This window comes from Spiroplasma endosymbiont of Polydrusus pterygomalis (assembly GCF_964030825.1).
In the GTDB taxonomy this organism is placed as follows: domain Bacteria; phylum Bacillota_I; class Bacilli_A; order Mycoplasmatales; family VBWQ01; genus Spiroplasma_E.
The window spans coordinates 260311-282782 of sequence record NZ_OZ034964.1; the positions used below are offsets into that span (position 1 = coordinate 260311).

Consider the following 22472-nt stretch of genomic DNA (forward strand, 5'->3'; position numbering starts at 1 on the left):
AATATATAAAATGGTGCCCAGAGCGAGACTCGAACTCGCACAACCTGTAAAAGTCATCGGATCTTAAGCCCGACGTGTCTACCATTTCACCACCTGGGCATCAAATGGTGTCCCCGGCAAGGATCGAACTTGCGACACCTCGGTTAAAAGCCGAGTGCTCTACCGCTGAGCTACGAGGACAAATTAATAAATATATATGGCTGAGGTGGTTGGATTTGAACCAACGCATGACGGCGTCAAAGGCCGTTGCCTTACCGCTTGGCTACACCCCAATAAGATAATGGTGGAGGGGGAGGGAGTCGAACCCCCGAACTCGAGAGAGATCTGGTTTACAGCCAGGTGCAGTTGGCCACTTTGCTACCCCTCCATTAATTGGTTTAAAAAAATAATAATGGTGCTGATGACAGGAATCGAACCTGCAACCTACGGTTTACAAAACCGTTGCTCTGCCGGATTGAGCCACATCAGCAGGTAAATGGTGGAGTATGACGGACTTGAACCGCCGACCTATTGCTTGTAAGGCAATTGCTCTCCCAGCTGAGCTAATACTCCTTAATTTATTGTTTATTAGAATTATTTATTCTTAAAAAACCTTAATTATTATAATTGATATTTTTTGCATTTACAATTATTTTTTAAAGATAATTGTAAAATTATTTATTTTTTAAATATAAAAATAAATAATAAGCATTTTATTGTTAAGTTTTATTTTTATTAATAGCATTTTTTATGCTAATATTTATTTATTTTTTAATAAATGTTATTTCTTAGCAAAAAAATATCTATTGTAGTTAATTTTAATGCATGCTTTTTAAAATAGAGAAAGTAAATTCAATTATATTAAATTTATAACTTATAAAAAAATATAAAAAACATATTCGTTCTAAACTCAAATACTATCATCATTAATGTAGTTTTAAAATTATTAATTTTTTATTTAATTTATCGTGATAATATAACAATGATATAATTAAGAAAATAGGTGATAATAATGGTAACTAAAAGTTGATGAAAAAAATTGCCGCTTGATGAAAAAATAATTACTATTTTATTTTTTTTTGGATTTATTTTTTTACTATTAGGATTAATTATGCTATCAACGATTAAAATTGATAATAGTTTTAATGGTTTTAATTTTATTTATTGAAATGGTGTTATTAATAGTTTAGTTTATCAAAGTAATTATGGTATGACAGTAAATATTTTCTTTCTAAAAATAGGAATTATTTTTACTATTTTCTTAATGCCCATTTGTTCTGGTTGTAGTATAATATGATTTGTTATTAAACGATTAATTTTTAAAAAATAGAGGTGAATAATGAAAGGAAATAATACATTTATCAAAACAATAAATAAAACTTTAGATAACACAATTAATTTAAATTTTAAAAATTTAAAGGGTCATAATATTATATTTATTGTTGATATGGTTAATGGTTTTGCTAAGTATGGAAATTTATTTTCATCTAATATAAAATCACTAATTAAACCAATTAAGGGATTATTAGCAAAAGTAAATACTAATGAAACTAAAGTTATTGCTTTTAATGATGCTCATAATGAGCATAGTCCTGAATTCCATACTTTTCCTAGTCATTGTTTAGAAAATACTAGTGAATCACAATTAGTAGCAGAGTTACAATCTAATAACATTAAAATTATAAAAAAAAATAGTACTAATGGTTTTTTTGCTTTTGATTTTAAACCAAATTTGCAATGAGACAATATTATTATTGTTGGTTGCTGCACTGATATTTGTGTTTATCAGTTTGCTGTTAGTTGTAAGACTTGATTTAATCAACATAATAAGGAAGTAAATGTTATTGTACCAATGTCAATGACAAATACTTATGATGAAAAGGAACATTCAGCTACTATTTTAAATCAATATGCATGATATTCAATGATTAAAAATGGTATTACCGTTGTTAAAGATATTGTTTAATGATAGTAATAATAGCATTTAAAAGTGAATATTAAGAATTTTAAACTCAGTAATTAAGGAAATTATTAAAATTAATAATTTTAATAAATAAAACCATTCTTTTTAGAATGGTTTTTTATGATTTTATTTTTCAATAGCGTAGATAATTATTTTTTACCTAATAATGTAAACATTTTCTTTTTATATACTTCAACGCCAGGTTGATTAAATGGATCAACACCTAATAATTTGGCGCTAACAGCACAAGCTTTCATAAAAAAGTAACTAGCATATCCAAACATTTTGCTATCCATAGTATCTCACTCTAATAAAATATTTGGTGTTTTTCCAACTATTTCATCACTATGAGCTTCAATAGTTCCTTGTAAAGCAATATTATTAATATCATGTAAAGAATATTTTGTTAAATAGTTTAATTGATCGTTATTTTTTTTATCAATTGGAATGTTAATATCTTCATTAGGTCTTTTAACTTTGATTACTGTTTCAAAAAACATTTTTGAACCTTCTTGGATAAATTGTCCCATTGAATGTAAATCAGTTGAAAAAATAACACTTGTTGGTAATAAACCTTTACCATCTTTACCTTCTGATTCACCAAATAATTGTTTTCATCATTCACAAAACATTTGCATTTGTAGTTCATAACTTACTAAAATTTCAACTGCTTTATTATTAGTTTTATATAAGTGATAGCGAGTAACTGCATATAAGTATGCCTGATTAATATCAATTTTGTCACTCTTACATGCTTTAGCAGCTAGTTGCGCTCCAGCAATGATTTCTTCACAATTAATACCGGCTACCATCATTGGGAAAATGCCAACAGGAGTTAGGACAGAATATCGACCACCAATATTATCAGGAATGATAAAACTTTCATATTCTTCTTCAATTGCTAGATCATGAAGAACACCTCTTGTTTTATCAGTTGTTGCAATAATTCTACTATTAACAACAGTTTTGTTTTGCTTTTGTTTAACTAGTAGTTCTTTTAATAAACGAAAAGCAATTGCTGGTTCAGTAGTAGTTCCTGATTTAGAAATAACATTAATAGCAAATTCTTTATCTTTTAAATATGATAAAACTTGTCGGACATAAGTGGAACTCATAGTATTACCCATATAAATTATTTTAACAGGCGCTGTACTATTAAATAAACCTTGAATCATATCAATTGCTGCTCGCGCTCCTAAATATGAACCACCAATCCCAACTACTACTAAGACTTGAATTTCTTTTTGTAGTTTTAATGCTAGTGCTTTCATTCTTTTTCAAGAATCTTGGAAAATAATATCTTCTTCGTATGCAAAGGGAAAGTTAATTCATCCTAATCAACCATCTTCATTTTTGGCATTAGCTTCTAATTCATTATTAATATCTGTCACTTTTTTTTGATATAACGTTGATAATTCTTTTACATTTAAATTTGTAAAATTTAAATTAGTTTTTATCATTATTTTATAACCACCTTTTTATTATTTTAGACTAAAATACTAACTTATAATAAGTACTATTTAATACTTATAATAAAAATATAGTTATAAAAATCTAATATTGCAAGAAAAAACAAAAAAATATTGCTATTTAATAACAATATTTTTTATTTTTAAAACAAAATAGGTTTTTAATTATTTTCTTCTTTTTTGAATCAATTATCAACAGTTTCTCTTATTGGTGCAAATCCTTTCCCATTTTCTTCAATTGAAGATTGATTTTTTGCAACTAATCCTTGTTCTTTTGTACTTAAACTTAATTGTTGTTTAGTATGATCAATACCTGTTATTTCTGCTTTAACTGGTGTACCAATTGTAAAATAATCATTAACATTTTTAACAAATTTAGGAGTAATACGACTAATGTGAATTAAACCAGAAAATCCATTTGGACACTTACAAAAAACTCCAAATTCCTTTATTCCAGTTGGAGTTACCATAATAACATCACCAACCTGTAATTGTTGAATACTAGATTCATTTTCTTCATTTTTAATAATTGTACTCATAATAAGTTAATTCCTCTTTCTTTGTATAATTTAATAATACATAAGAACATTATAACATTATATTTAATCTTGAAGTTAAAATTAATAATATTAATTTCATGAATTTCTACACATTAAAGTGATATATTTTTATTGTTCTTTAATTTCAGAAATTATTAAAATACTAAGTTTGTTATTAATTTGCTTATTTTTTTTAAAAATAAGTATATTTTGTATGACAGTATTATTTTGTTGATATAAGTTTAAAATGATAATTTAAACTATAGATTTAAGTTATAAAAAAAATTAGAAAGAATTTTTAGTTTAAGCTGCTGGTAATGATCCTGCTTTTTGAAGTAACTCTTCAATAAAACTTGCTTTGATAATTTTTAATGTGCCTTTTTCAAAAATTCGTAAAAATGAATATATAATGAATATAAATATATGTTTATAATATTAGGTAATTATATTGTGAAAAAACAAAAAACCATATCTTACCATCTCATTTGTAAGATATGAACTATGTTAAATTAAATCTAAATACAAATACATAACATTTCATTGTTATCATTTCAATTGAAAGTTACTAGTTTTCAAAACTCAAATATTAGATAGCATATAATTTTATTTTTATTGTATTTTAATTTAGAAGAAAGTAAAATGTAAGCAGATAAAAAGAGTTAAAGAGTTTAGAAAAATAATAAATAAAAATTTACAAAATTTTTAATCCATTATTTTATTTTTAAAATAATGGATTTTTTATATTTCAAACTGAAAGGTATTTAAATGAAATATTTTAGTCCAAGGTATTGATTTAAATTATGAGTATTATCTGCACCATTATTTAATGATAAAACTCAAGGTATTAATGCTAAGTCAATTGATAATAAAAAGATTAAAGATTGAGTTAGTAACAATACTAATTTACAATCAATAAACCAAGAAATGAGTTATATAAATTCAAATATTAATTATCAACCATATAATTTAAATGAAATAAATCAAAATATTAACCCCTTTTATCAAACAAAACTAGAAATAATTAATAATAAACATCATCATGAAAAAGGTAGAAATAAAAATAAACATAAAAGACAATCTACATTAAAACCAACAAGAAGTAAAACAATTTTAAAATTAAATCAAACATTAATTATTGATTTAAATAATCGTCAACAATACAGAAATAGTTTTCATGATATTATTCAATCATTAATTAGAAATAATATTTTAAGACAAACTATTGACTTAAATTCATTGTTTAATCCTCCGTTTCATCTTGATGAAGAGAATAGTATTTTTACTTTAAATACTGAAAATTATGGTTATTTTCGACTTCCAATTGAAATTAGAGGAATTGATGCAGAGACTCAACAAAGTTTTTCTAGAAATTTAGAATTAGTTTTTAGAACAGATAATTTATATCTTCAAGGATTTATAATTCCTAGATATATTCCTCATCTAGGAGAAACTTATGAATATTATCATTTTGATTTTAGAAATATTAATATGAACATGCAACCTATAGCTGTTAGAGATGGTTCAGTTCCTCTTTTAACAGAGATTGAAAGAGTAAACTCTATTACTTTAACTAATATTAGTCCTGATTATAGAGATCTTTTACCAACAAATAATAATGAAATTAATTGACAAAGTGTTTATAATTCTTTTTTAAGATTAACTAATAATATAAGTATTGGTCAAGAGCAACCTTTAGGGGAACTAGCTCAATCTTTAGGGCAAGTTATTTTTGTAACTGCAGAAGCATTAAGATTTTGATCAATTTCTGCTAACATTTTTCAAAAATTAATCAATAATAATAGCAGTATTATATTAGAACGCAATAACAATAATATTTATTATAATTTATTAACTACTTGAGCTGATGAATCTATCATTCAATCTCTTGCAAGAGATTGAATTTCAAATCCATTTAATAGTAGATCAGCAATTAATGTAAATAGATATTTAAGACCACACAGTAGAGAATACTTACGACAATTATTAACAAATATTGTGAATTTACCAAGAAATGTAGTTGCAAATATATTAGGAAATAGTAATGTTAGAATTTTATTAGGTACTTTTGCTTTACGGAGTTGAAATTGTAAAAAACTAAAACGAAGTTTAACAAATATTTTTTGAAAAGAAAAGTTTTGTGCTTTAAAACCACAAATTGATAAAATTCAAGGAGAAATTACAATACTATCAATTTTAGATAAAGATTTGAAAAATAATAATTTAAAAAAAGAAGATATTTTTGTTGGAACTACAAAGGGATTATATTTAGTTCATTTTGTTGGAGCTGTTATTAAAGGTGAAAATATTGATAATGAAGTAACAACTATAACAAAATTTGGACTTGATAATTTTTATGTTACAACAAATACTAATGAAATTTATTTTTTAAATACAAAATTTATAAATGATGGTAATTTGATTGGACAAAGATTATGAAATGCTGAAAGTTCTAATTTAGAAAAAGAAATAAAGCTATATTATGATTATAATCATAATAATAATTGAAACATGAATTTAAAACCTGATTTTAGTATACAAAATAATTATGAGAACAAAATTTTAAATTTAAAAAAAATTAATCCCATTGATAATTATGAAAAATTAGAATTTTTAGGTGATGTAGCTGGTGATGATTGAGGTGTTAAAGTACAATGAGGTTCTTGAATTTATGATGGTAAACCAGAACATCATAAACCAGAAAATACTTGTGATCTTAGTTATTTTATGAAATATAGAGGCGATAGAAATAATAAATTTCATGATATTATTGAAAATACAAAAGATAAGGTCTCAAATAACAAAAAACAATATTTACAATCGTTCGAAGATTGATGTCTAAGCGCTCATATTTTAGTTAAGCAAACATTTGGTTTAACTTGATATTGAAAAAATGAAAACTATTATATAAAAGTATTGGGATTACAATATTGCAATTGATGAGCTTCATATGCATAGCTTGATTGCTGAATAAAAATGGGAAATGGAATTAGATTATACAATGATGATATTGATGTTAATTTAAATAGAAATTTTCAAAAAGAAAAAGAATTAATTTTATATTATAATGATACTGACAAAAAACATGATTTTACATATACACATGATTGATATTATAATCATACTGGTAATAAAATTATTAAAACTTTTAATTTAGGAAGAAATAATCCAATTGAGTATAATAAAATTGAATTTTTAGGTAATGATGAAAATTTTAAATTATCAAGAGTAAGCTGAGGTAATGTACCTTATTATAGTGAGAAAAAAATTAATGATTTTAACAATAAAAGTCTTCATGAAGTAATTAAAAATTATAAGTTTAATGAAACAAATAAAGATAAAATTTCTGATTATACTACGATTTTATTACAACCCAAGACAACAAAATGATGAAATAATGCTTGACTTGAGTGAAGTCAATCTTTGGGCTTAACTTGATACTGAGAAAATAATAATTATTTTTTACAAGTTATATCTAATGGATATGCAAATGATGGTGGTTCTTTATTTATGGGTATTGGTAATGGAATTAGATTATATAATGATGAACTAGAAAAAAATAATCATGTACCTAATCTAGCAAAATTTGCATATTCAACAATAAATACTACTATACCTAATTTAGATATTAATACAATAAATTCTATAAATTATCAAAATCAATCTTTAGCAAATTTTTCTAGTACAAATATACCAACAATATAAAAACATAAAATATTTTAAAACACTCTTAAATGAGTGCTTTTTAAGTTGAATAAGTTATGCAATAATTTTTCTATTTTAAAATCAATAAGAAGCTACCTAATTTGCTCATATGCAAATGCTTTAAAAATTTATATGGTTTAAATAAAAAAGCCTTATAAAGCTTTTTTTGAACAAATTATTATATAGTATAATAAATAAGTTTAATTTGGAAAATTATTAATAAGATTTATTGAAAATATCTTTTTAGTTAAAATTTTTTATTGTCTAATATTTTATGTTATAAATTAAAAATTAATAACAGATACTAATAATCCTATTAATGTTTTAATTTTAATGAACCTTAGTTTATCCTAAATTAGTAATAAACTTTAAAAGTTATTTTCAATTAAATCTCACTTAAAGTTTACTTTTGAAAAAATAAATATACAATAATTTTTTATAAGATATTTTTGATAAAGTTAAATTAAAAATATGAATAAGAAAATAGATTTTTTAAATTCAATTATAAAGCATACATTTTGAATTTAGGTTTCGACCAATAGATTTTTTTCATTTGCGAGCAGAATAATTTCAATTTTTCTTACATGTAAGAAAATATTAAAAATAAAGGAGTTGTCACCTATGCTGGTTATAATTTTTTATTTTTAAAACTGATTTAAAAGTAAGATATTTTATCAATATAAAGTATTTAAAACTAAAAAAGTATTGAAAAAGTTTACTATTTAAATAAAACATTATTATGTAAATAACTCAGATACAAAATTATGATATTTTTATGAAATTACTTTGACTAAATTTAATTTTGTTTTAAATGTCACTTACCAAGATATAATTGCCGAAAGAGAAATAATGTTTTAAGTTTATAACGCATAGCAAATTAAGATATCAATAATAGTGTATATAATTAATTAGTAAAAATATAATCTAATGGTACATCTCAACTATCATGATCAATGATATAGGGAATTTTTTGCATAGCAAAAGCAAGACCTAGTTTATTAAAATTAAACTTGTTTTCATTTAAATAACGATCATAAAATCCTTTACCATAACCAATACGATAATAATCTTTATCAAAAGCAATCAAAGGTACTAACATACAGTCAATTTCACTACCATTAGCTTTTTGACAATTTAAATTTGGTTGTCCAATTGCAAATTCATTATCGAAAACAATATCATTTCAACTATTAATAAAGTAAAATTCTAAGTGTTCGTTATTGATTCTTGGTAAACATACTCGTTTTAAATTTTTTCATAATACTTCAATAATTTCTTTTGTTGCTACTTCATATGGCAAAGCATGATAAACAGCAAATACATTATTTTGTTTAAAATAATGTGAGTCATTAAATTTTTGACTAATAATTTTACTTCATTTTTGGTAAGTACTTTTAGAAACATTTTTTAATGTTTTTAAATAGATTTTTCTTAAATTTTTTTTATTTTTAGTCTCCATTTCTGTATTTTTCATAGTCACTCCCAATTAATTTATTAATGCCATTGATTCCAATCAGAGCACATTTAATCCGATTGCGTTGTCTTGGCACATTTTTAAAAGCAATCATATTTTCAATTATCTTATCATTAAATTCCTTTTCTGCCAACATTGCTTGATAGTTATTAATAATTTCTTTTACTTGTGGTATTGTCTTACTTTCAATTAAAATACAAAATAGATCAATTGCTGCAGTTGAAATTGCACAACCAACCCCTGTAAATCGAGCACTAGTAATAATATTATTTTTAATAAAAATTTCAATATGAAAATTATCAACACATGATTCACTAGTTTGGTGATATGTTAAACTATTTGGTAGATTTTTAAAACCTTTATTCTTTGGTTTACTATAGTGCTCAACAATTAGTTTGCGATAGTAATCTTGATTATTGTTAAAAGAATTCATTTAAAAAGTCGCCTCCTTCATTAATTCCTTTTTTCAAAGCTGTTACTAACAAATCAATATCTTTTTTGCAATTGTATATATATAAACTAACACGAATAGTAGCACTAGTATTAAGTGTATTACTTAATAATTTAGCACAATAGGTGCCACTTCGTACGCAGATGTTTTGTGTTCCTAAAAAATTGGCAACATCTTGGGCAAACACGTTTTTAATATTAAATATTATATTACTACTATTAATGTTATCACTATAAATTTCAATGTTATTACTTAAATGCTTTGTTAGTTGTTGCAGTGCATATTTCTTTAAAGAAATCTGATGATTTTTAATATTTTCCATACCAATACTTAATAAATATTTAATAGCTGCTCCTAAACCAAAGACACCAGCAATATTTTGCGTTCCTCCTTCAAAGCGAGTAGGACTAGCTAATAAACTAAATCTACCATTTGTTTCAATGCAATCATTCATGCCACCACCTAATATTAATGGTTCTAGGATGTTTAGTCATTCATTTTTTCCCCAAAAGACACCAATGCCAGTTGGTCCAAAAACTTTATGACCTGAAAAAGCAAAAAAATCAATATTTCATTTTTTAACATCAGTTTTGGTATGCGCTATTGATTGGGTCCCATCAATAATAACTAAAATATTTTTGAATACTCAATCATTATTTTTCAGATATTTTTGACCATAATCTTTGATAAAATTAGTTAATTTTTCAGTATTATTTTCAATTGCTAACGAGTTATTAATATTAGCAAAAGCAACAATTCTAGTTTTTGGCGTTAGAACTTTTTTTAAGTTTTCAATAGTAATAACTCCTTGATTATTTGTTTCAAAAAATTTTATTTTAATTTTTTTAGTTTTGATTAAACGATAAAATGGTAATAGCAATGAACTATGTTCTAAATTAGTTAATAAAATTTCATCATTTTCTTGTAAATATTTTTCTAAACCGTAAGCAATTTGATTAAAAGCAAAAGTTGCTGAGGGACAGAAAACTATTTCATTTTCGTTACTATTAATAAATTTACTAATTATTTTTCTAGTATCTTCAAAAATATCATTACCTTTAATAGCAAGTTGATAATCTTGACTATGGGGATTAATACAATATTGTTCATAATATTCTTTAATAGCATCAATAACTACTTGTGGTTTTAATGAAGAAGCTGCTGTATCTAAATAAACTAAATCAGGGTTGTTTTTAAAAAAAGGAAAATCAGTTTTAAAATTATTATTAGTATTTTTTTTGTTCATGGTTACTCCTATATATTTTTTCAAAATATATTATACTTATACTAATAGATTATACACTTAAATTTGTGCTAGTTTTCTTAAAAATAAAAAATGATAATAAATATTATTAAATATTATGTACTAGTAATAATTAAAAAATTAATATTTTATATTTTTTGAAGTGATATTAACTTAAAATTGTTTATTTCATTTTAAATTAATTGGAAAATTTTGTCCATTAAATATAAATTTTATGTTAAGATATTCTAGTAAAATAAAATACAAATTCTTTTTTGCTATAAATTAAAAGGAGTGAATAAAGTGCGCAATATACTTGCTTTAATTGCAGCTTTCACGTTATCATCAACATCAACTATGTCTGTTATTGCTTGTAATAACTCAAATGAGAGAGGTACAACCAATGTTTTTGATTGAAGTAGTGCTTTTAAAGATACAAATACTACTACTGATACCTTTTTTAATTATTTGTTAAATAATCCTAATAGTGGTTGAGGTAACACGTTATATACTGATATTAATCAATATATTAATCTTTCAATTTTAAAAAACTCTCCCGAATTTAAGGAAGATTATCTTGCTGCTTTAATATCAGCTAAGTCTGAAATGGAAAATACAATAAAATCATTGCAAGCAAAATATGGTCGTTCATGAGAAAAGCAATGAAAAAAGGCATTAGGTGATAATGATGTTAATACTTACATTGATAATATTTTAAAAAAAAGTGCGTTAGGTATTATTCAACGTAGTTATGTGACAAGCAACTATAAAGATTATAAATATTATAATCAAAATGAAATTAATATTTGATTAAAAGACTTATGACAACAAGTACGCAGTAATCATAATCCAACTGGGATTTATGAAAGTGTCCTTGATTATGTTAAAGGTATACTAGGTGGTTCTACTGTTCCAGGTAAATATGCAAGTAAAATTTGAATTGTTGCTAATGCCAATAGTTTAGATCCTGATCTTAAAACTTTTGATAAATTAAATAATGCTGTTATGAATGCTGCAACATGAACTAATGTTAGTATTAGTCTTCCTGTTGTAAAAACAACTGATGATAATAATGATAGTAATTATGAAATTGATTCATATAATACCATTGATGGATTATTGAGTGATAATCAATCTAAAATTGCAAAAGTAATGTTAAGAAATCAAGAATTAATATGAACTCGACAAATAGTAATTCCTTTTGATTCAACTGCTAAACCATTAGAAGAAAAAATTAACGATTCTCAATTTTCGCAAAATAAAACTAAAATTAATGAAATTTTAAACAATATTACTAATAATGGTTTTGATCAGACATTTACTGAAGAAAAAGGTGAAGCAACTACTGATGTTAACAAAACTGGTGATTTAGGACTAATGGATATTACTAAATCTTCGCAAGATAATAGTCCTTTTTATTATTATTTATATCGTTATGTTACTAGTTATCAAGGTGTTGGAAAAAATGTTACTGGTATTCAGCCATATAAGTTAACACAATTTACTGAAACAAGTTTAGAAAAATTAATTCCTTATATTGATCGTGATAATATTAAAAAAGAAAATCAAGATGGTACTAGTCAGTATAGTGATTTAGTTTATATGGAAGATAAAAAAGGACCACAACTTCCTGATGCTGCAGTTAATAATGGACCTGGTGTTGGTATTTTTATTGACAAAGGTGGTATTCATTTTATTCAAACACCAGGTATTACCTATCAACAAAAAGACAAACCAGCAAATAATAAAACAACTTATAATATAATTAAAGATTTTAAAAATCATAGAAAAGATAATTACCAGTGAGCCGATTTAGCACCATTATCTGAACGTCCAGGTGGATTAATTGACTCTCCTTATCTTGATTATTTACAAACTGATTTTTTATTACAAAAATATACACCAAATATAAAACCTACTTTTGATTTAAATGATGCTTTAACGACATTTACTGGTGGAGCGGGTGGTACTGGTAGTATTGGTGATGCCACTTGATGAGATTATAATTTGTATTTTAATGAAAATTCAAATTTAATTTCTTGAAACATCCAAGCAATGACTGGTTCAAGTCCAGTTGATCCAACTGACAAAAACATTAGTAGTTTTGCTGAAAAAATGAAAAGTTGATTCGATAAAACAAAAGAAAATCGTTGAAACAATAGACAAGGTATTAATATTAATGCAACTTTTAAAGATAATGTAATAAAGCAAAATGCAGCATGAGATGCTTTAACACAAGATGCCCCAGTTGCTCGTATGGATATTGCTATTGCTAATTATCTAGATGTTATTGGAAAACGAACACTATGATGATATGATCCAAGTATCATTAGTTCTTAGTTAGGAGGTGTAAAAATGACAAAGATAAAGAAAATTTTACCATTATTAACTTCACTTACGATGTTATCTGGTCCACTATTATTAATAGTTGCTTGTGATAATGAACGTGATATGAATAATTTACCTAATGGTAAAATTCCTGATCAATATAAAAATCGTGTTTTGTTTAGTTTTCTAGGTGTAAATTTTAATAAAACTATTGATGCTCAATTTAAAGATACTTATTCCCAAGGACTTGATTTTATTTTGCAAGATGTTGAAGGAATGATTGCTCAACAAAAATTCTATGATTTTTTTCACAATAAGTTAAATTATACTGCGAATACAACAGATGCTGATGGCAAAGTTATTAAAATTGGTGAAGTAAATGCGGCATTTATCAAACTTAAAGATGATTTAGGTTTAAATTTATTAACTCAGAAATATTTAAGTGGTATTAATACAGCTAATTCACTGGATAAAATATCAGCAGCAGATAATAATGAATTATTATTTCAAAATCAAAGTTGACATCAAGATGGAACAAGCAAATTTATTTATCAAAATGTAGATTTTTATAAAACAGTTGATGTTGGAACTAAAAAAGAAAATAATCCTGATCAAATATTTACTCCAGATAGTTTATATCAAGATTATGGTAGTGATGAAGCAAATGCTGCTTTTGATGCACAATTAGCTAATATCGCTAAACATCCAGATGCTAACTATAGTACTGATCTTACTGCTTTATTGCCAAACAATGCTAAGAAGTGAAATAGTAGTGCTGGTATTAATAATACACAAAAACAAGTTGCAAATAATAATATTCCTCAATATTCAAAATATTTAAAACGTTTCCAATGATGACTACGCTTTCGTTATCAACAATATTACCAATATGAAATATTACCAAAATTAAATCAAACCTTATTTACAATGTCTTACATTTTAGATAATATTCTCGATATTAAAAATAATGGATCAGCTAAACCTATTATTTCAACACCAATAAATAATGTTTACATTAGCCAATTACAAGGTACTAATTTTCATTCTAATGGGACACAACTAAGTAATTATAATATAACTTGAAATTTTACTACTAATTTGGCAACTGCGCAAAGTATTGATAAAGATTGAAATGCTAGTCCTTCGCAACCTCCAACATGAGAATCAATTGTTAAAGATAAAGGTTCGGGAGTACAAAGTTTAAATCCTGATTTTTTTACTCAATTAGCAAATACTGGTAGTGCTGCAACTATTAAAGAAATTGATCCTAACTTTGGTATTAATGGTTTTTTAAATGATAAAACTGATAATAAACAAGAAATTGGTCGCTGAGTAACTAACGGTGGTTTACATTATACTACCAATAATAATATTGCTACTTTTACTTATTCAACTCCTATTTATTTTTTAAATCTTATTCAAAATTTAGATTTTAGTTTTTTAAAAGGTAAAAGCGAAGGATGAATTCCAGAAATTAGTAATTTAATTCATGACTGAAATAATAGCGGGAATGTTAGTATTGGTCAACCATTTTCTAATTATATAAAAGGTGATAAAGAGCAAAGTGATATTACTCAAGAAAGAAAATGAAATATATTTTGACAAATGTTATATTCTATTTCTGCTAATCCTGATGAGAAAGATTCACCAGCAGCTACTAATTTTAATATTGCTGCTCAAAATTTATTTCCAACATATATTCCAAAAAATAATATATATGAAGAGGGATTTTGAAGTAAAGTGAAACAATATTATTCATAGTAATAGTTTAGCTTTTAAAAACATATACTTAAGTATATGTTTTTAAAATATTAGATTAATTTTAAAAGTTATATTTATAAAATAAGTTGAGGTGAAAAATATGGCAAATAAATCATGTATTTTTTGTACAATTATTAAAGATCCAAATAATTTGATTTTTGAAGATGTCAATACAGCAGCATTCATGGATATTAATCCGGTAGCTAATGGTCACATTTTAGTTATTCCAAAAAAACATTTTGCTAATTTTATTGAAACACCACCAAAGTTAGCATGTGAAGTTACAATGATAGTTCATAAAATCGCTAATTTATTAATAAAAACGATTCCTGAAATTAAAGGATTTAATATTTTAACTAATAATGGTAGCGAGGCATTCCAAGAAGTATTTCATTATCATGTTCATATCATACCAAAATATATTCGTGAAAAAGGTTTTTTAATTAATAGAACAAAAGAAAATGTTACAATTGATAATATTATTAATCTTAAAAAAATATTAAAATCGCAATTAATGTAATAAAATGTTAAGGAGGATAAAATGAAGAGTGTCAAGTTATTAACATTGCCTAAAATATTAATGCTAGCTGGTGCAACATGAATTATTATTTTTAGTTTATTATATGCAACAGGAGTTATAAAATATAATTTCTATGGATGAAATGAAAATGGATTTGGTTTAATTGTATTTGGTATAATCTATATTTTAATACCTTTTTCAGTTAAACCTGGATGGTGAGCAAAATTATGAGCAATATTTATTTCATTGCTTTCATTAATAATAGTTATCGGTTTATTTGTTGGTAAAGATGTTGATTATAAATCAGCATGAACTTATGTTAATGCTTTACCACATATCATTATGGCCCTTGGTTCTATATTATGAATTTTTAATAGTAAATAAGTTTAGTATTAGTTATTAATAATTTAAAAAGTTGGAATATATATATTCCAACTTTTTTTATAGATTTTATTAAAAATAAAATAATATTAAGTTATTTATTAAATAATTACTAAATTTTTTATCATAAATTTCAAAATTTATTTTTACTATTAATAATAAAAATAATAATATAGTGTGAATTTTAGGAAAAAATTTAATTGATAAGTGGTATAATTATCATTCTATTTTATTAAAAAAAATATTTTTTTTATGATGTTATAATTTTAAACATTATTAAAAAAAGATAAAGGAGACTAAGAGATGAAAAAAAGAAAAGTTTATCATTGCCCAAATTGTCGTAAGAAAATTAATGATAATAGTTAATAAAATTACTAATTGTTTTAGCAACCTAAAATAATTTTTACCTTAAATTTTAGTAAATAAGAACATAATATAATCCTAATTGAAGATATTAATAACAAAATTAAATATATGAAAACTTGTTGTAAATAAAAATATGGGAGGAAAATATTAATGGCTAAAAGAAAAACCAAGAAAAAAATTATTGCTGGTATTGCTAGTTCAGTCGTTTTAGTTAGTGGTGCTACTGCTGGTATTTTATGTACTTCTGAGATGGAAGTAGAAAATAAAGAAGAAAAAGAGAAAAAAAGAAAAGTTTCAATTAAAACTATTAATCAACCAATAGCAAGGAATTCTATTAATGGTCAACAAGATTTGGCAACAATATTACCAGATTCACAAAGAAACTTGGGAAATATTGTTATAAATCAAGGAAATGAGTTCGTTGTTAAACAAATTGAAGATAATCTTATTAAAAAAAATATTGATACCTCACAAGTAGAAGTTATAAAAATTAGATTAAAAACAGCTATTATTAAGCCACTTGTTGGTTCAACAATATATGGTGGCAATCCAATTGTAGTTCATTTTAATTCTGATGATCGACAACTTTTATCATGAATAGTATCAGATTGACAAAGAAATTTAGGAACACTTATCACAGATGGTACAGTTAAACCAACAGCAGAACAAATTAAAGCTGAACTTGCTAAATTACAAGTTAATACATCACAAGTAGAAATTATTAATATTGAAAGTACAAAGGCCATTATTAACCCAATTGCTGATTCAGTAGCATATAGAGGTAATGCAATCACAGTGTTTTTTAGTGTTGATTCACGACAAGATTTAACAACACTATTGTTAGGTTCACAAAACAATTTGGGAACAATTATTACAACTAATGGATCTAGACCAACTGTTGGGCAAGTTAAAGAGAAGCTTGCTAAAAAAGGTATTGATACATCACAACTAGAAATCATAAATATTGAAAATACAACGGTTAGTATTAAACCAATTGCAAATTCAACAAAATACAAAGGTAAGCTAATTACAATGTATTTTAAAATTGCAAATAATAGTCAAGATTTAACAACATTATTACCAATATGACAAAGAAATTTAGGTAAAGTTTATATTGGTCAAATGCCAGTTGTTGATCAGCGAAAAAGCATATCAGCAATTGCTGATATGCTTAGCAATAAATATAATATTGATGTCAATGAGATAGCAATTAAAATTGATAGTAGTCAAAGTCAAGCAGTAATAAGTTCGCTTAATAATCATATTTATACTGGTTCAGTGACCCTTAACTATCAACTTGATACATCTTTTGTAACTTTAGATTATTTAGTACCTAATTTACATAGTAGAAAACAGCAAGTTGCTAGTTATTACTGTCAAAATCATGAAGATATTATTAATGCAAAAAATGATATTTTAAGTGATGATGAATTTAAAAATTTACCAGAAGTAAATAATTTTATTAATGAATTAAATGAAAAAGTTAAATATAAGGCTAATAATGAAGCTAGTAATGCTTTTACAAGAATAGAAAATAATAATGATAATTTTAAAGATTTTGAAGATTTAAAACAACAAGTTTATCAACATCATAATTCATTTAATGGTAAAATTAATTTAGATGATTTTGTTAACACAATTACTAATTATTATCAACAAATAGATGTAAATCCAAAGATTAATCAATTAAAAACAGCAATGTGTCGTTTTTATAATATTTTGGCACAAGTGTATGGCAAAGATAATATTTTAAGAATGTTACAAAAAATTGAATTGGATCAACAATTTTATGAAAATTCTCCTCAAAAATTTGTCAGGACAAGCATTTTCGGGCTCTTGTAGTAATAATATGTGTCAATCTAAAGTTATTCTCGATACTGATAACTTTTGAAATGTAAAGGATGGAATGGAAGTGTTGATTCATGAATATGGTCATATCTTAGATTTTTTAATTAATCAAATTTTAAATAATCAAAATCAACATTTTGATTCAAGAAAATATTTAATTTCATCATTAGCAAATGATACAAAAATTACTAATGAAGCCTATCAAAAACTTTTAGCTTATGGTGTTGTTAGAAGTTTATATGGAAGAAGTACCTCATCTTCTAATTGAGAATTATTTGCTGAAGCTTTTACTCGTTGAATTGTTACTCCTGAACCAAATCGTGATCTTGGATGAGAAAAATTAGATAAATTTTTTAGAATTGATTTACCTACAAAGTTATAGTTGTATTGTAGTAATTTATTGTTTTATCGTTATAAATCAAGACAAGAATTATCTTGTCTTGATTATTAATTATTCATGATGTTATAAAAATTAATGTTATTTAATTTGATATTAGCATATGTATTACGACCAAATGATGAATTTAAAAAACAATATCATTGAAAATAAATATTATTATTATCATGTCACAGATCTAAGTTAAGTGCTATTTCTGTTCCTCATGATCCACCATTTTTGGTATTAATATATGCGAAAAAAAGGACATTGGCATTACCAGGATTTTTATACTGTTCAATTTTTGCAGTATTACTTGATAATGTTGGACTACTTTTAATTCCTGTTGATGTTGATGCTTCAAAGTATGAATTACTAAAGGCAAAAGTTGGATACATGTTAGCAAATGTATTTCAATCTCTTGCATAATCACTTCATTTAAGAATGTTATAAGCATTAGAATTATCAGTGGCAATTGATGTACCAGCATATCAGTCGGAAAAAGAATAATTTATTTTATCATTAGGAGCATTATTAGTATTACTTCATTTATTATAATAAATCTCAATTAGATTATTATTTTTATCAAAAATTCAATTTAATGAATAATTTTTCGCAGTTAGTTGCATTGGTGAATTATATAAAAAATTATAAATTTCTTGATTATTAATAATTAAGTTAACAATGGTAGTAGTTAATTTATCACTAATTTGTCCTTTTAAGCTAGATTGATTAATAAAATAAATTGCTAAGTTATTAGCAATTGTTTGGCTAATTTTATTTTGCTGGGCTGCTTTGGCAATATAGTATAAACCTAATGTTTCATTTAGATTACTATATTCAACTTTATTACCACCTACTTGTTGTGAAATATCAATATGATTTTCAATATCGCCTTGTTGTAAATATTGTCAATCATTATTGTCACCATTAAAATATTTATTAGAATATTCACTTTTACTATATGGATTATAATCATCGTTAATAGTATTTACTTTTTTGTTTTTAATCATTTCTTGCTTTGTATTTGCAATAGTTACTTTATCTTTATCAGGAATAGTAACGCCAGAATTATAAACTAAAGTTCCTGTATTATCGACTAAAAATACATTTCTTGCATTGGCAAAACTATAATGTTTTAATGCAGATGTATTATAACTGTAAAATTTATGATCTACTGTTGATTGATTAGTAATTCAATCACTAGTGCTTAAATAGTTAAATTGATTATTGAACGAAGCATTATTTTTAGTTGTCTCATTTATTAATATTGTATTTTCATGATTGATAGTTTTATGAAAAGAAGTATTAACTGTATTTCCTAAAAATGTTAAAGGAATAATTGTATGCAAAAAAATTAAATGTTTATTCATAATTTGATACCTCGATTTTTATTTTAAATTTTTATTTAAAATAAAAATTAATAATTGTAGTTACACTTTAGTTAATAAAAAGTGTTATTTTAATTATAAACATTTTATTTGAAATTAGCAAAGATTGATTATTTTATTTTTTAATTTTTACTTATAAAAATAAAAATTAATTTGCTTTAGAAGTAGTATTAGCTTTTATTAAGGTAACTAGTATTATTAATTAATTATTTTTTTAAAATTATCTATTTTATTAAGAAAATTGTTAATATTATATTAAAGAATAACTATTAACAATTTAAGGAGAAATTATGAAAAACAAAATTAATTTAGATAAATTAACTATTAACTCAATTCGTATGTTAGGAGTACAAGCAGTTAATACTGCAAAAAGTGGTCATCCTGGTATTGTCTTAGGTGCAGCACCAATGGCATTTGCTTTATTTAAAAATCATTTAGCTTTTAATCCAGAAAATCCAAAATGATTTAATCGTGATCGTTTTATTTTATCAGCAGGTCATGGTAGTGCTTTATTATATTCAATCTTACATCATGCTGGTTATCAGTATACAATTAATGATTTAAAACAATTTCGTCAATGAGGTAGTAATACTCCAGGTCATCCTGAATATCATTTAGACTATGGTGTTGAAACAGCTACTGGACCATTAGGTCAAGGTCTTGCTAATGGTGTCGGAATGGCTTTGTCAGAAAGTTTTCTTAGTGCTAAATATAATCAAAAAGACCTTAATATTATTGATCATTATACATATGTAATTTGTGGTGATGGAGATTTACAAGAAGGTATTGCCCAAGAAGCACTAAGTTTTGCTGGGCATTTTAAATTAAAGAAATTAATTGTTTTGCACGATTCAAATGATATTCAATTAGATTCAGTTGTGCAATTGGTATCTTCAGAAAACTTAAAAATGCGAATGGAATCATTACAATGAAATTATTTAAAAGTAGTAGCTGGTGAAGATGATAAAGCAATTGCAGCAGCAATTGCAAAAGCCAAAACTAGTGATAAACCAACTTTCATTGAAATTAAAACAATAATCGGTTATGGAGCTAGTAAACAAGGAACACCAAGTGTTCACGGTGCCCCATTAATGGATGATATTAAAACAGTTGCTAAAAATTTAAAATGAGAATATCCTGAATTTACTGTTCCAGTTGCAGTAACTAATTATTTTACTGCAGCAGTATTGAAACAAGGTAGCCAATTAGAAGCAAATTGAAAGCAAAAAGTTGAAAAGTATGCAAAATTATATCCAAAATTATATGCTGAAATTAAATCAGCATTGAACAATGAAATTTTTAATGCTGACTATCAATTAAATAAAATTGATTGAACTACAATTATTGGTACTAATCCCCAAGCAACGAGAATAGATTCTGGTAATATTTTAAAAATTTTATCATCTCATTGTCCAACATTAATTGGTGGTAGTGCTGATTTATCAGGTTCAACAAAAGCAGCAGTGGCAGATAAAGATTTTTTACCACTTGATCATACAGGAAGACACATTCATTATGGAGTACGAGAATTTGCTATGGGTGCCCTCGTTAATGGGATAACGCTACATCAAGGGACAATTGCTTTTGGTTCGACTTTTCTTGTGTTTAGTGATTATCTAAAACCAGCATTACGATTAGCAGCTTTAATGGCAATTCCTTCATTATTTATTTTTAGTCATGATAGTATTGCTGTTGGTGAAGATGGACCTACTCATGAACCAATTGAGCAATTAGCGATGTTAAGAACAATACCTAATTTTAATGTAATCCGTCCTGCTGATACTAAAGAAACAATTGGTGCCTATTTATTGGCATTAAATAGTAAAACTCATCCTAATGCTATTATTATTACTAGACAAAATTTACCACAATTAGCAAATAGTAATATTGAACAACTACAAAAAGGTGCTTATATTATTAGTGAAGAAAATAAAAGTAAAGCTTTAGATTTAATTATCATTGCTACTGGTAGTGAAGTTTCATTAGCAATTGCTAGTCAAGAACAGTTATGAAGTGATAAAAAAATTAACGGTCGTGTTATTTCCATGCCTTCTCCTTTTATTTTTGATAAACAAGATAAAATATATCAAAGCAAGATATTACCTAATAATGTTACCAAAGTTGTTATTGAAATGGGTTTTCCTGATACTTGATATAAATATATTGCTGGTAATGGTTTTATTATTGGCGTAAATACTTTTGGTGCTTCAGCACCTGATAAAGTAGTATTAGAAAAATATGGCTTTACATCAAATCAAGTGTGTGATAAAATTAATAAGTTTTTAAATAGTAAGTAAGGAGAAATTAATAATGATGGTTTGGTGAGCAATATTAATCATTGGCATTGCTAGTGCTTTAATTGGTGGTTTAGTTGGCTTTATTGTTACTAAAAAAGTTTTTGAAAAGCAATTACAAAAAAATCCTCCTATTAATGAAAATATGATTCGTGCAATGTATTTACAAATGGGACGTAAACCTACTGAATCACAAATTAAATCAGTAATGCAAGCAATGAAACGTCAACAAAGTACTACTAAGAAACGATAATGTATGTTACTAATAAAATAGAGTAACTTTAGTTTTAAGTAATTATTAATATATAGAAAATATCAGTATTTATTAAATACTGATATTTTCTATTACTTATTTTTAGTAATAGTGCTAATAATTTATAATAGGTA

The 22472-nt window shown here is 24.9% G+C and carries 18 protein-coding genes and 6 tRNA genes; 12 read left to right on the forward strand and 12 right to left on the reverse strand.

Annotated features, from left to right (window positions below):
• Positions 1–11 precede the first annotated feature (11 nt).
• The 6 genes from ACQH25_RS01250 to ACQH25_RS01275 form a co-directional block, all read right to left on the reverse strand.
• A tRNA-Leu gene (locus tag ACQH25_RS01250) sits at positions 12–99 on the reverse strand.
• Positions 100–105: 6 nt separating this feature from the next.
• Positions 106–180, reverse strand: a tRNA-Lys gene (locus ACQH25_RS01255).
• 17 nt (positions 181–197) lie between these two features.
• Positions 198–272: transfer RNA gene (locus ACQH25_RS01260), tRNA-Gln, on the reverse strand.
• Between the two features lie 9 nt (positions 273–281).
• Positions 282–367, reverse strand: a tRNA-Tyr gene (locus ACQH25_RS01265).
• Positions 368–392: 25 nt separating this feature from the next.
• A tRNA-Thr gene (locus ACQH25_RS01270) sits at positions 393–469 on the reverse strand.
• Positions 470–476: 7 nt separating this feature from the next.
• Positions 477–552: transfer RNA gene (locus ACQH25_RS01275), tRNA-Val, on the reverse strand.
• A gap of 439 nt (positions 553–991) precedes the next feature.
• On the opposite strand from ACQH25_RS01275, the gene ACQH25_RS01280 reads away from it, so the two are divergent.
• Entirely contained in the window at positions 992–1309 is a 318-nt protein-coding gene (locus ACQH25_RS01280) for a hypothetical protein (RefSeq protein WP_425381470.1), read from the forward strand.
• Between the two features lie 9 nt (positions 1310–1318).
• Positions 1319–1945 carry an isochorismatase family cysteine hydrolase gene (locus ACQH25_RS01285; RefSeq protein ID WP_425381471.1) on the forward strand — a complete coding sequence of 209 codons (627 nt, stop codon included), beginning with the start codon at positions 1319–1321 and terminating at the stop codon, positions 1943–1945.
• 146 nt (positions 1946–2091) lie between these two features.
• Here the strand turns inward: ACQH25_RS01285 and ACQH25_RS01290 are convergent, their stop codons facing one another.
• Both ACQH25_RS01290 and ACQH25_RS01295 read right to left on the reverse strand, forming a co-directional pair.
• The gene (locus ACQH25_RS01290; RefSeq protein ID WP_425381472.1) at positions 2092–3402 is read right to left on the reverse strand and encodes a glucose-6-phosphate isomerase; all 1311 of its coding nucleotides are present in this window, start codon (positions 3400–3402) and stop codon (positions 2092–2094) included.
• Between the two features lie 170 nt (positions 3403–3572).
• The gene (locus ACQH25_RS01295) at positions 3573–3950 is read right to left on the reverse strand and encodes a S1 RNA-binding domain-containing protein (protein WP_425381473.1); all 378 of its coding nucleotides are present in this window, start codon (positions 3948–3950) and stop codon (positions 3573–3575) included.
• Between the two features lie 765 nt (positions 3951–4715).
• Here ACQH25_RS01295 and ACQH25_RS01300 point away from each other — a divergent pair.
• Together ACQH25_RS01300 and ACQH25_RS01305 are read left to right on the forward strand one after the other, a co-directional pair.
• Complete coding sequence (locus ACQH25_RS01300; protein ID WP_425381474.1) at positions 4716–6905, forward strand: hypothetical protein; 2190 nt, start codon at positions 4716–4718, stop codon at positions 6903–6905.
• A gap of 18 nt (positions 6906–6923) precedes the next feature.
• Positions 6924–7652 carry a hypothetical protein gene (locus ACQH25_RS01305; protein ID WP_425381475.1) on the forward strand — a complete coding sequence of 243 codons (729 nt, stop codon included), beginning with the start codon at positions 6924–6926 and terminating at the stop codon, positions 7650–7652.
• 904 nt (positions 7653–8556) lie between these two features.
• Here the strand turns inward: ACQH25_RS01305 and ACQH25_RS01310 are convergent.
• Genes ACQH25_RS01310 through ACQH25_RS01320 form a run of 3 tightly spaced genes read right to left on the reverse strand, consistent with a single transcriptional unit; the run spans position 8557 to position 10823 of the window.
• Positions 8557–9126, reverse strand: coding sequence for a 5-formyltetrahydrofolate cyclo-ligase (locus ACQH25_RS01310; RefSeq protein WP_425381476.1), 570 nt, complete (start codon positions 9124–9126; stop codon positions 8557–8559).
• A complete protein-coding gene (locus ACQH25_RS01315; RefSeq protein WP_425381477.1) occupies positions 9101–9559 on the reverse strand; it encodes an iron-sulfur cluster assembly scaffold protein in 459 nt (152 codons plus the stop codon). Before ACQH25_RS01315 ends, ACQH25_RS01310 begins: the two co-directional genes overlap by 26 nt.
• Complete coding sequence (locus tag ACQH25_RS01320; RefSeq protein ID WP_425381478.1) at positions 9546–10823, reverse strand: aminotransferase class V-fold PLP-dependent enzyme; 1278 nt, start codon at positions 10821–10823, stop codon at positions 9546–9548. Before ACQH25_RS01320 ends, ACQH25_RS01315 begins: the two co-directional genes overlap by 14 nt.
• A gap of 300 nt (positions 10824–11123) precedes the next feature.
• Between ACQH25_RS01320 and ACQH25_RS01325 the strand changes: the two genes are divergently transcribed.
• The 6 genes from ACQH25_RS01325 to ACQH25_RS01350 all read left to right on the forward strand — a co-directional run bounded on the left by ACQH25_RS01325 (position 11124) and on the right by ACQH25_RS01350 (position 18406).
• Entirely contained in the window at positions 11124–13160 is a 2037-nt protein-coding gene (locus tag ACQH25_RS01325) for a hypothetical protein (RefSeq protein WP_425381479.1), read from the forward strand.
• Positions 13161–13175: 15 nt separating this feature from the next.
• Positions 13176–14909 carry a hypothetical protein gene (locus ACQH25_RS01330; RefSeq protein ID WP_425381480.1) on the forward strand — a complete coding sequence of 578 codons (1734 nt, stop codon included), beginning with the start codon at positions 13176–13178 and terminating at the stop codon, positions 14907–14909.
• A gap of 100 nt (positions 14910–15009) precedes the next feature.
• Positions 15010–15429 (forward strand): HIT domain-containing protein, encoded by a 420-nt coding sequence (locus ACQH25_RS01335; RefSeq protein ID WP_425381481.1) that lies wholly within the window; start codon positions 15010–15012, stop codon positions 15427–15429.
• A 21-nt stretch (positions 15430–15450) separates the two neighbouring features.
• Positions 15451–15813: a hypothetical protein gene (locus ACQH25_RS01340; RefSeq protein ID WP_425381482.1), complete on the forward strand. Its 363-nt coding sequence runs from the start codon at positions 15451–15453 to the stop codon at positions 15811–15813.
• Between the two features lie 513 nt (positions 15814–16326).
• On the forward strand, positions 16327–18018 hold the full coding sequence (locus ACQH25_RS01345; protein WP_425381483.1) for a YlbF family regulator: 1692 nt from the start codon (positions 16327–16329) through the stop codon (positions 18016–18018).
• A gap of 7 nt (positions 18019–18025) precedes the next feature.
• On the forward strand, positions 18026–18406 hold the full coding sequence (locus ACQH25_RS01350) for a hypothetical protein (protein ID WP_425381484.1): 381 nt from the start codon (positions 18026–18028) through the stop codon (positions 18404–18406).
• Between the two features lie 65 nt (positions 18407–18471).
• Here the strand turns inward: ACQH25_RS01350 and ACQH25_RS01355 are convergent, their stop codons facing one another.
• Entirely contained in the window at positions 18472–19773 is a 1302-nt protein-coding gene (locus ACQH25_RS01355) for a hypothetical protein (protein ID WP_425381485.1), read from the reverse strand.
• A gap of 308 nt (positions 19774–20081) precedes the next feature.
• Between ACQH25_RS01355 and tkt the strand changes: the two genes are divergently transcribed.
• Both tkt and ACQH25_RS01365 read left to right on the forward strand, forming a co-directional pair.
• Positions 20082–22088, forward strand: coding sequence for a transketolase (gene tkt, locus ACQH25_RS01360; protein ID WP_425381486.1), 2007 nt, complete (start codon positions 20082–20084; stop codon positions 22086–22088).
• A gap of 13 nt (positions 22089–22101) precedes the next feature.
• Positions 22102–22338, forward strand: coding sequence for a YneF family protein (locus ACQH25_RS01365; RefSeq protein ID WP_425381487.1), 237 nt, complete (start codon positions 22102–22104; stop codon positions 22336–22338).
• Positions 22339–22472: the final 134 nt, after the last annotated feature.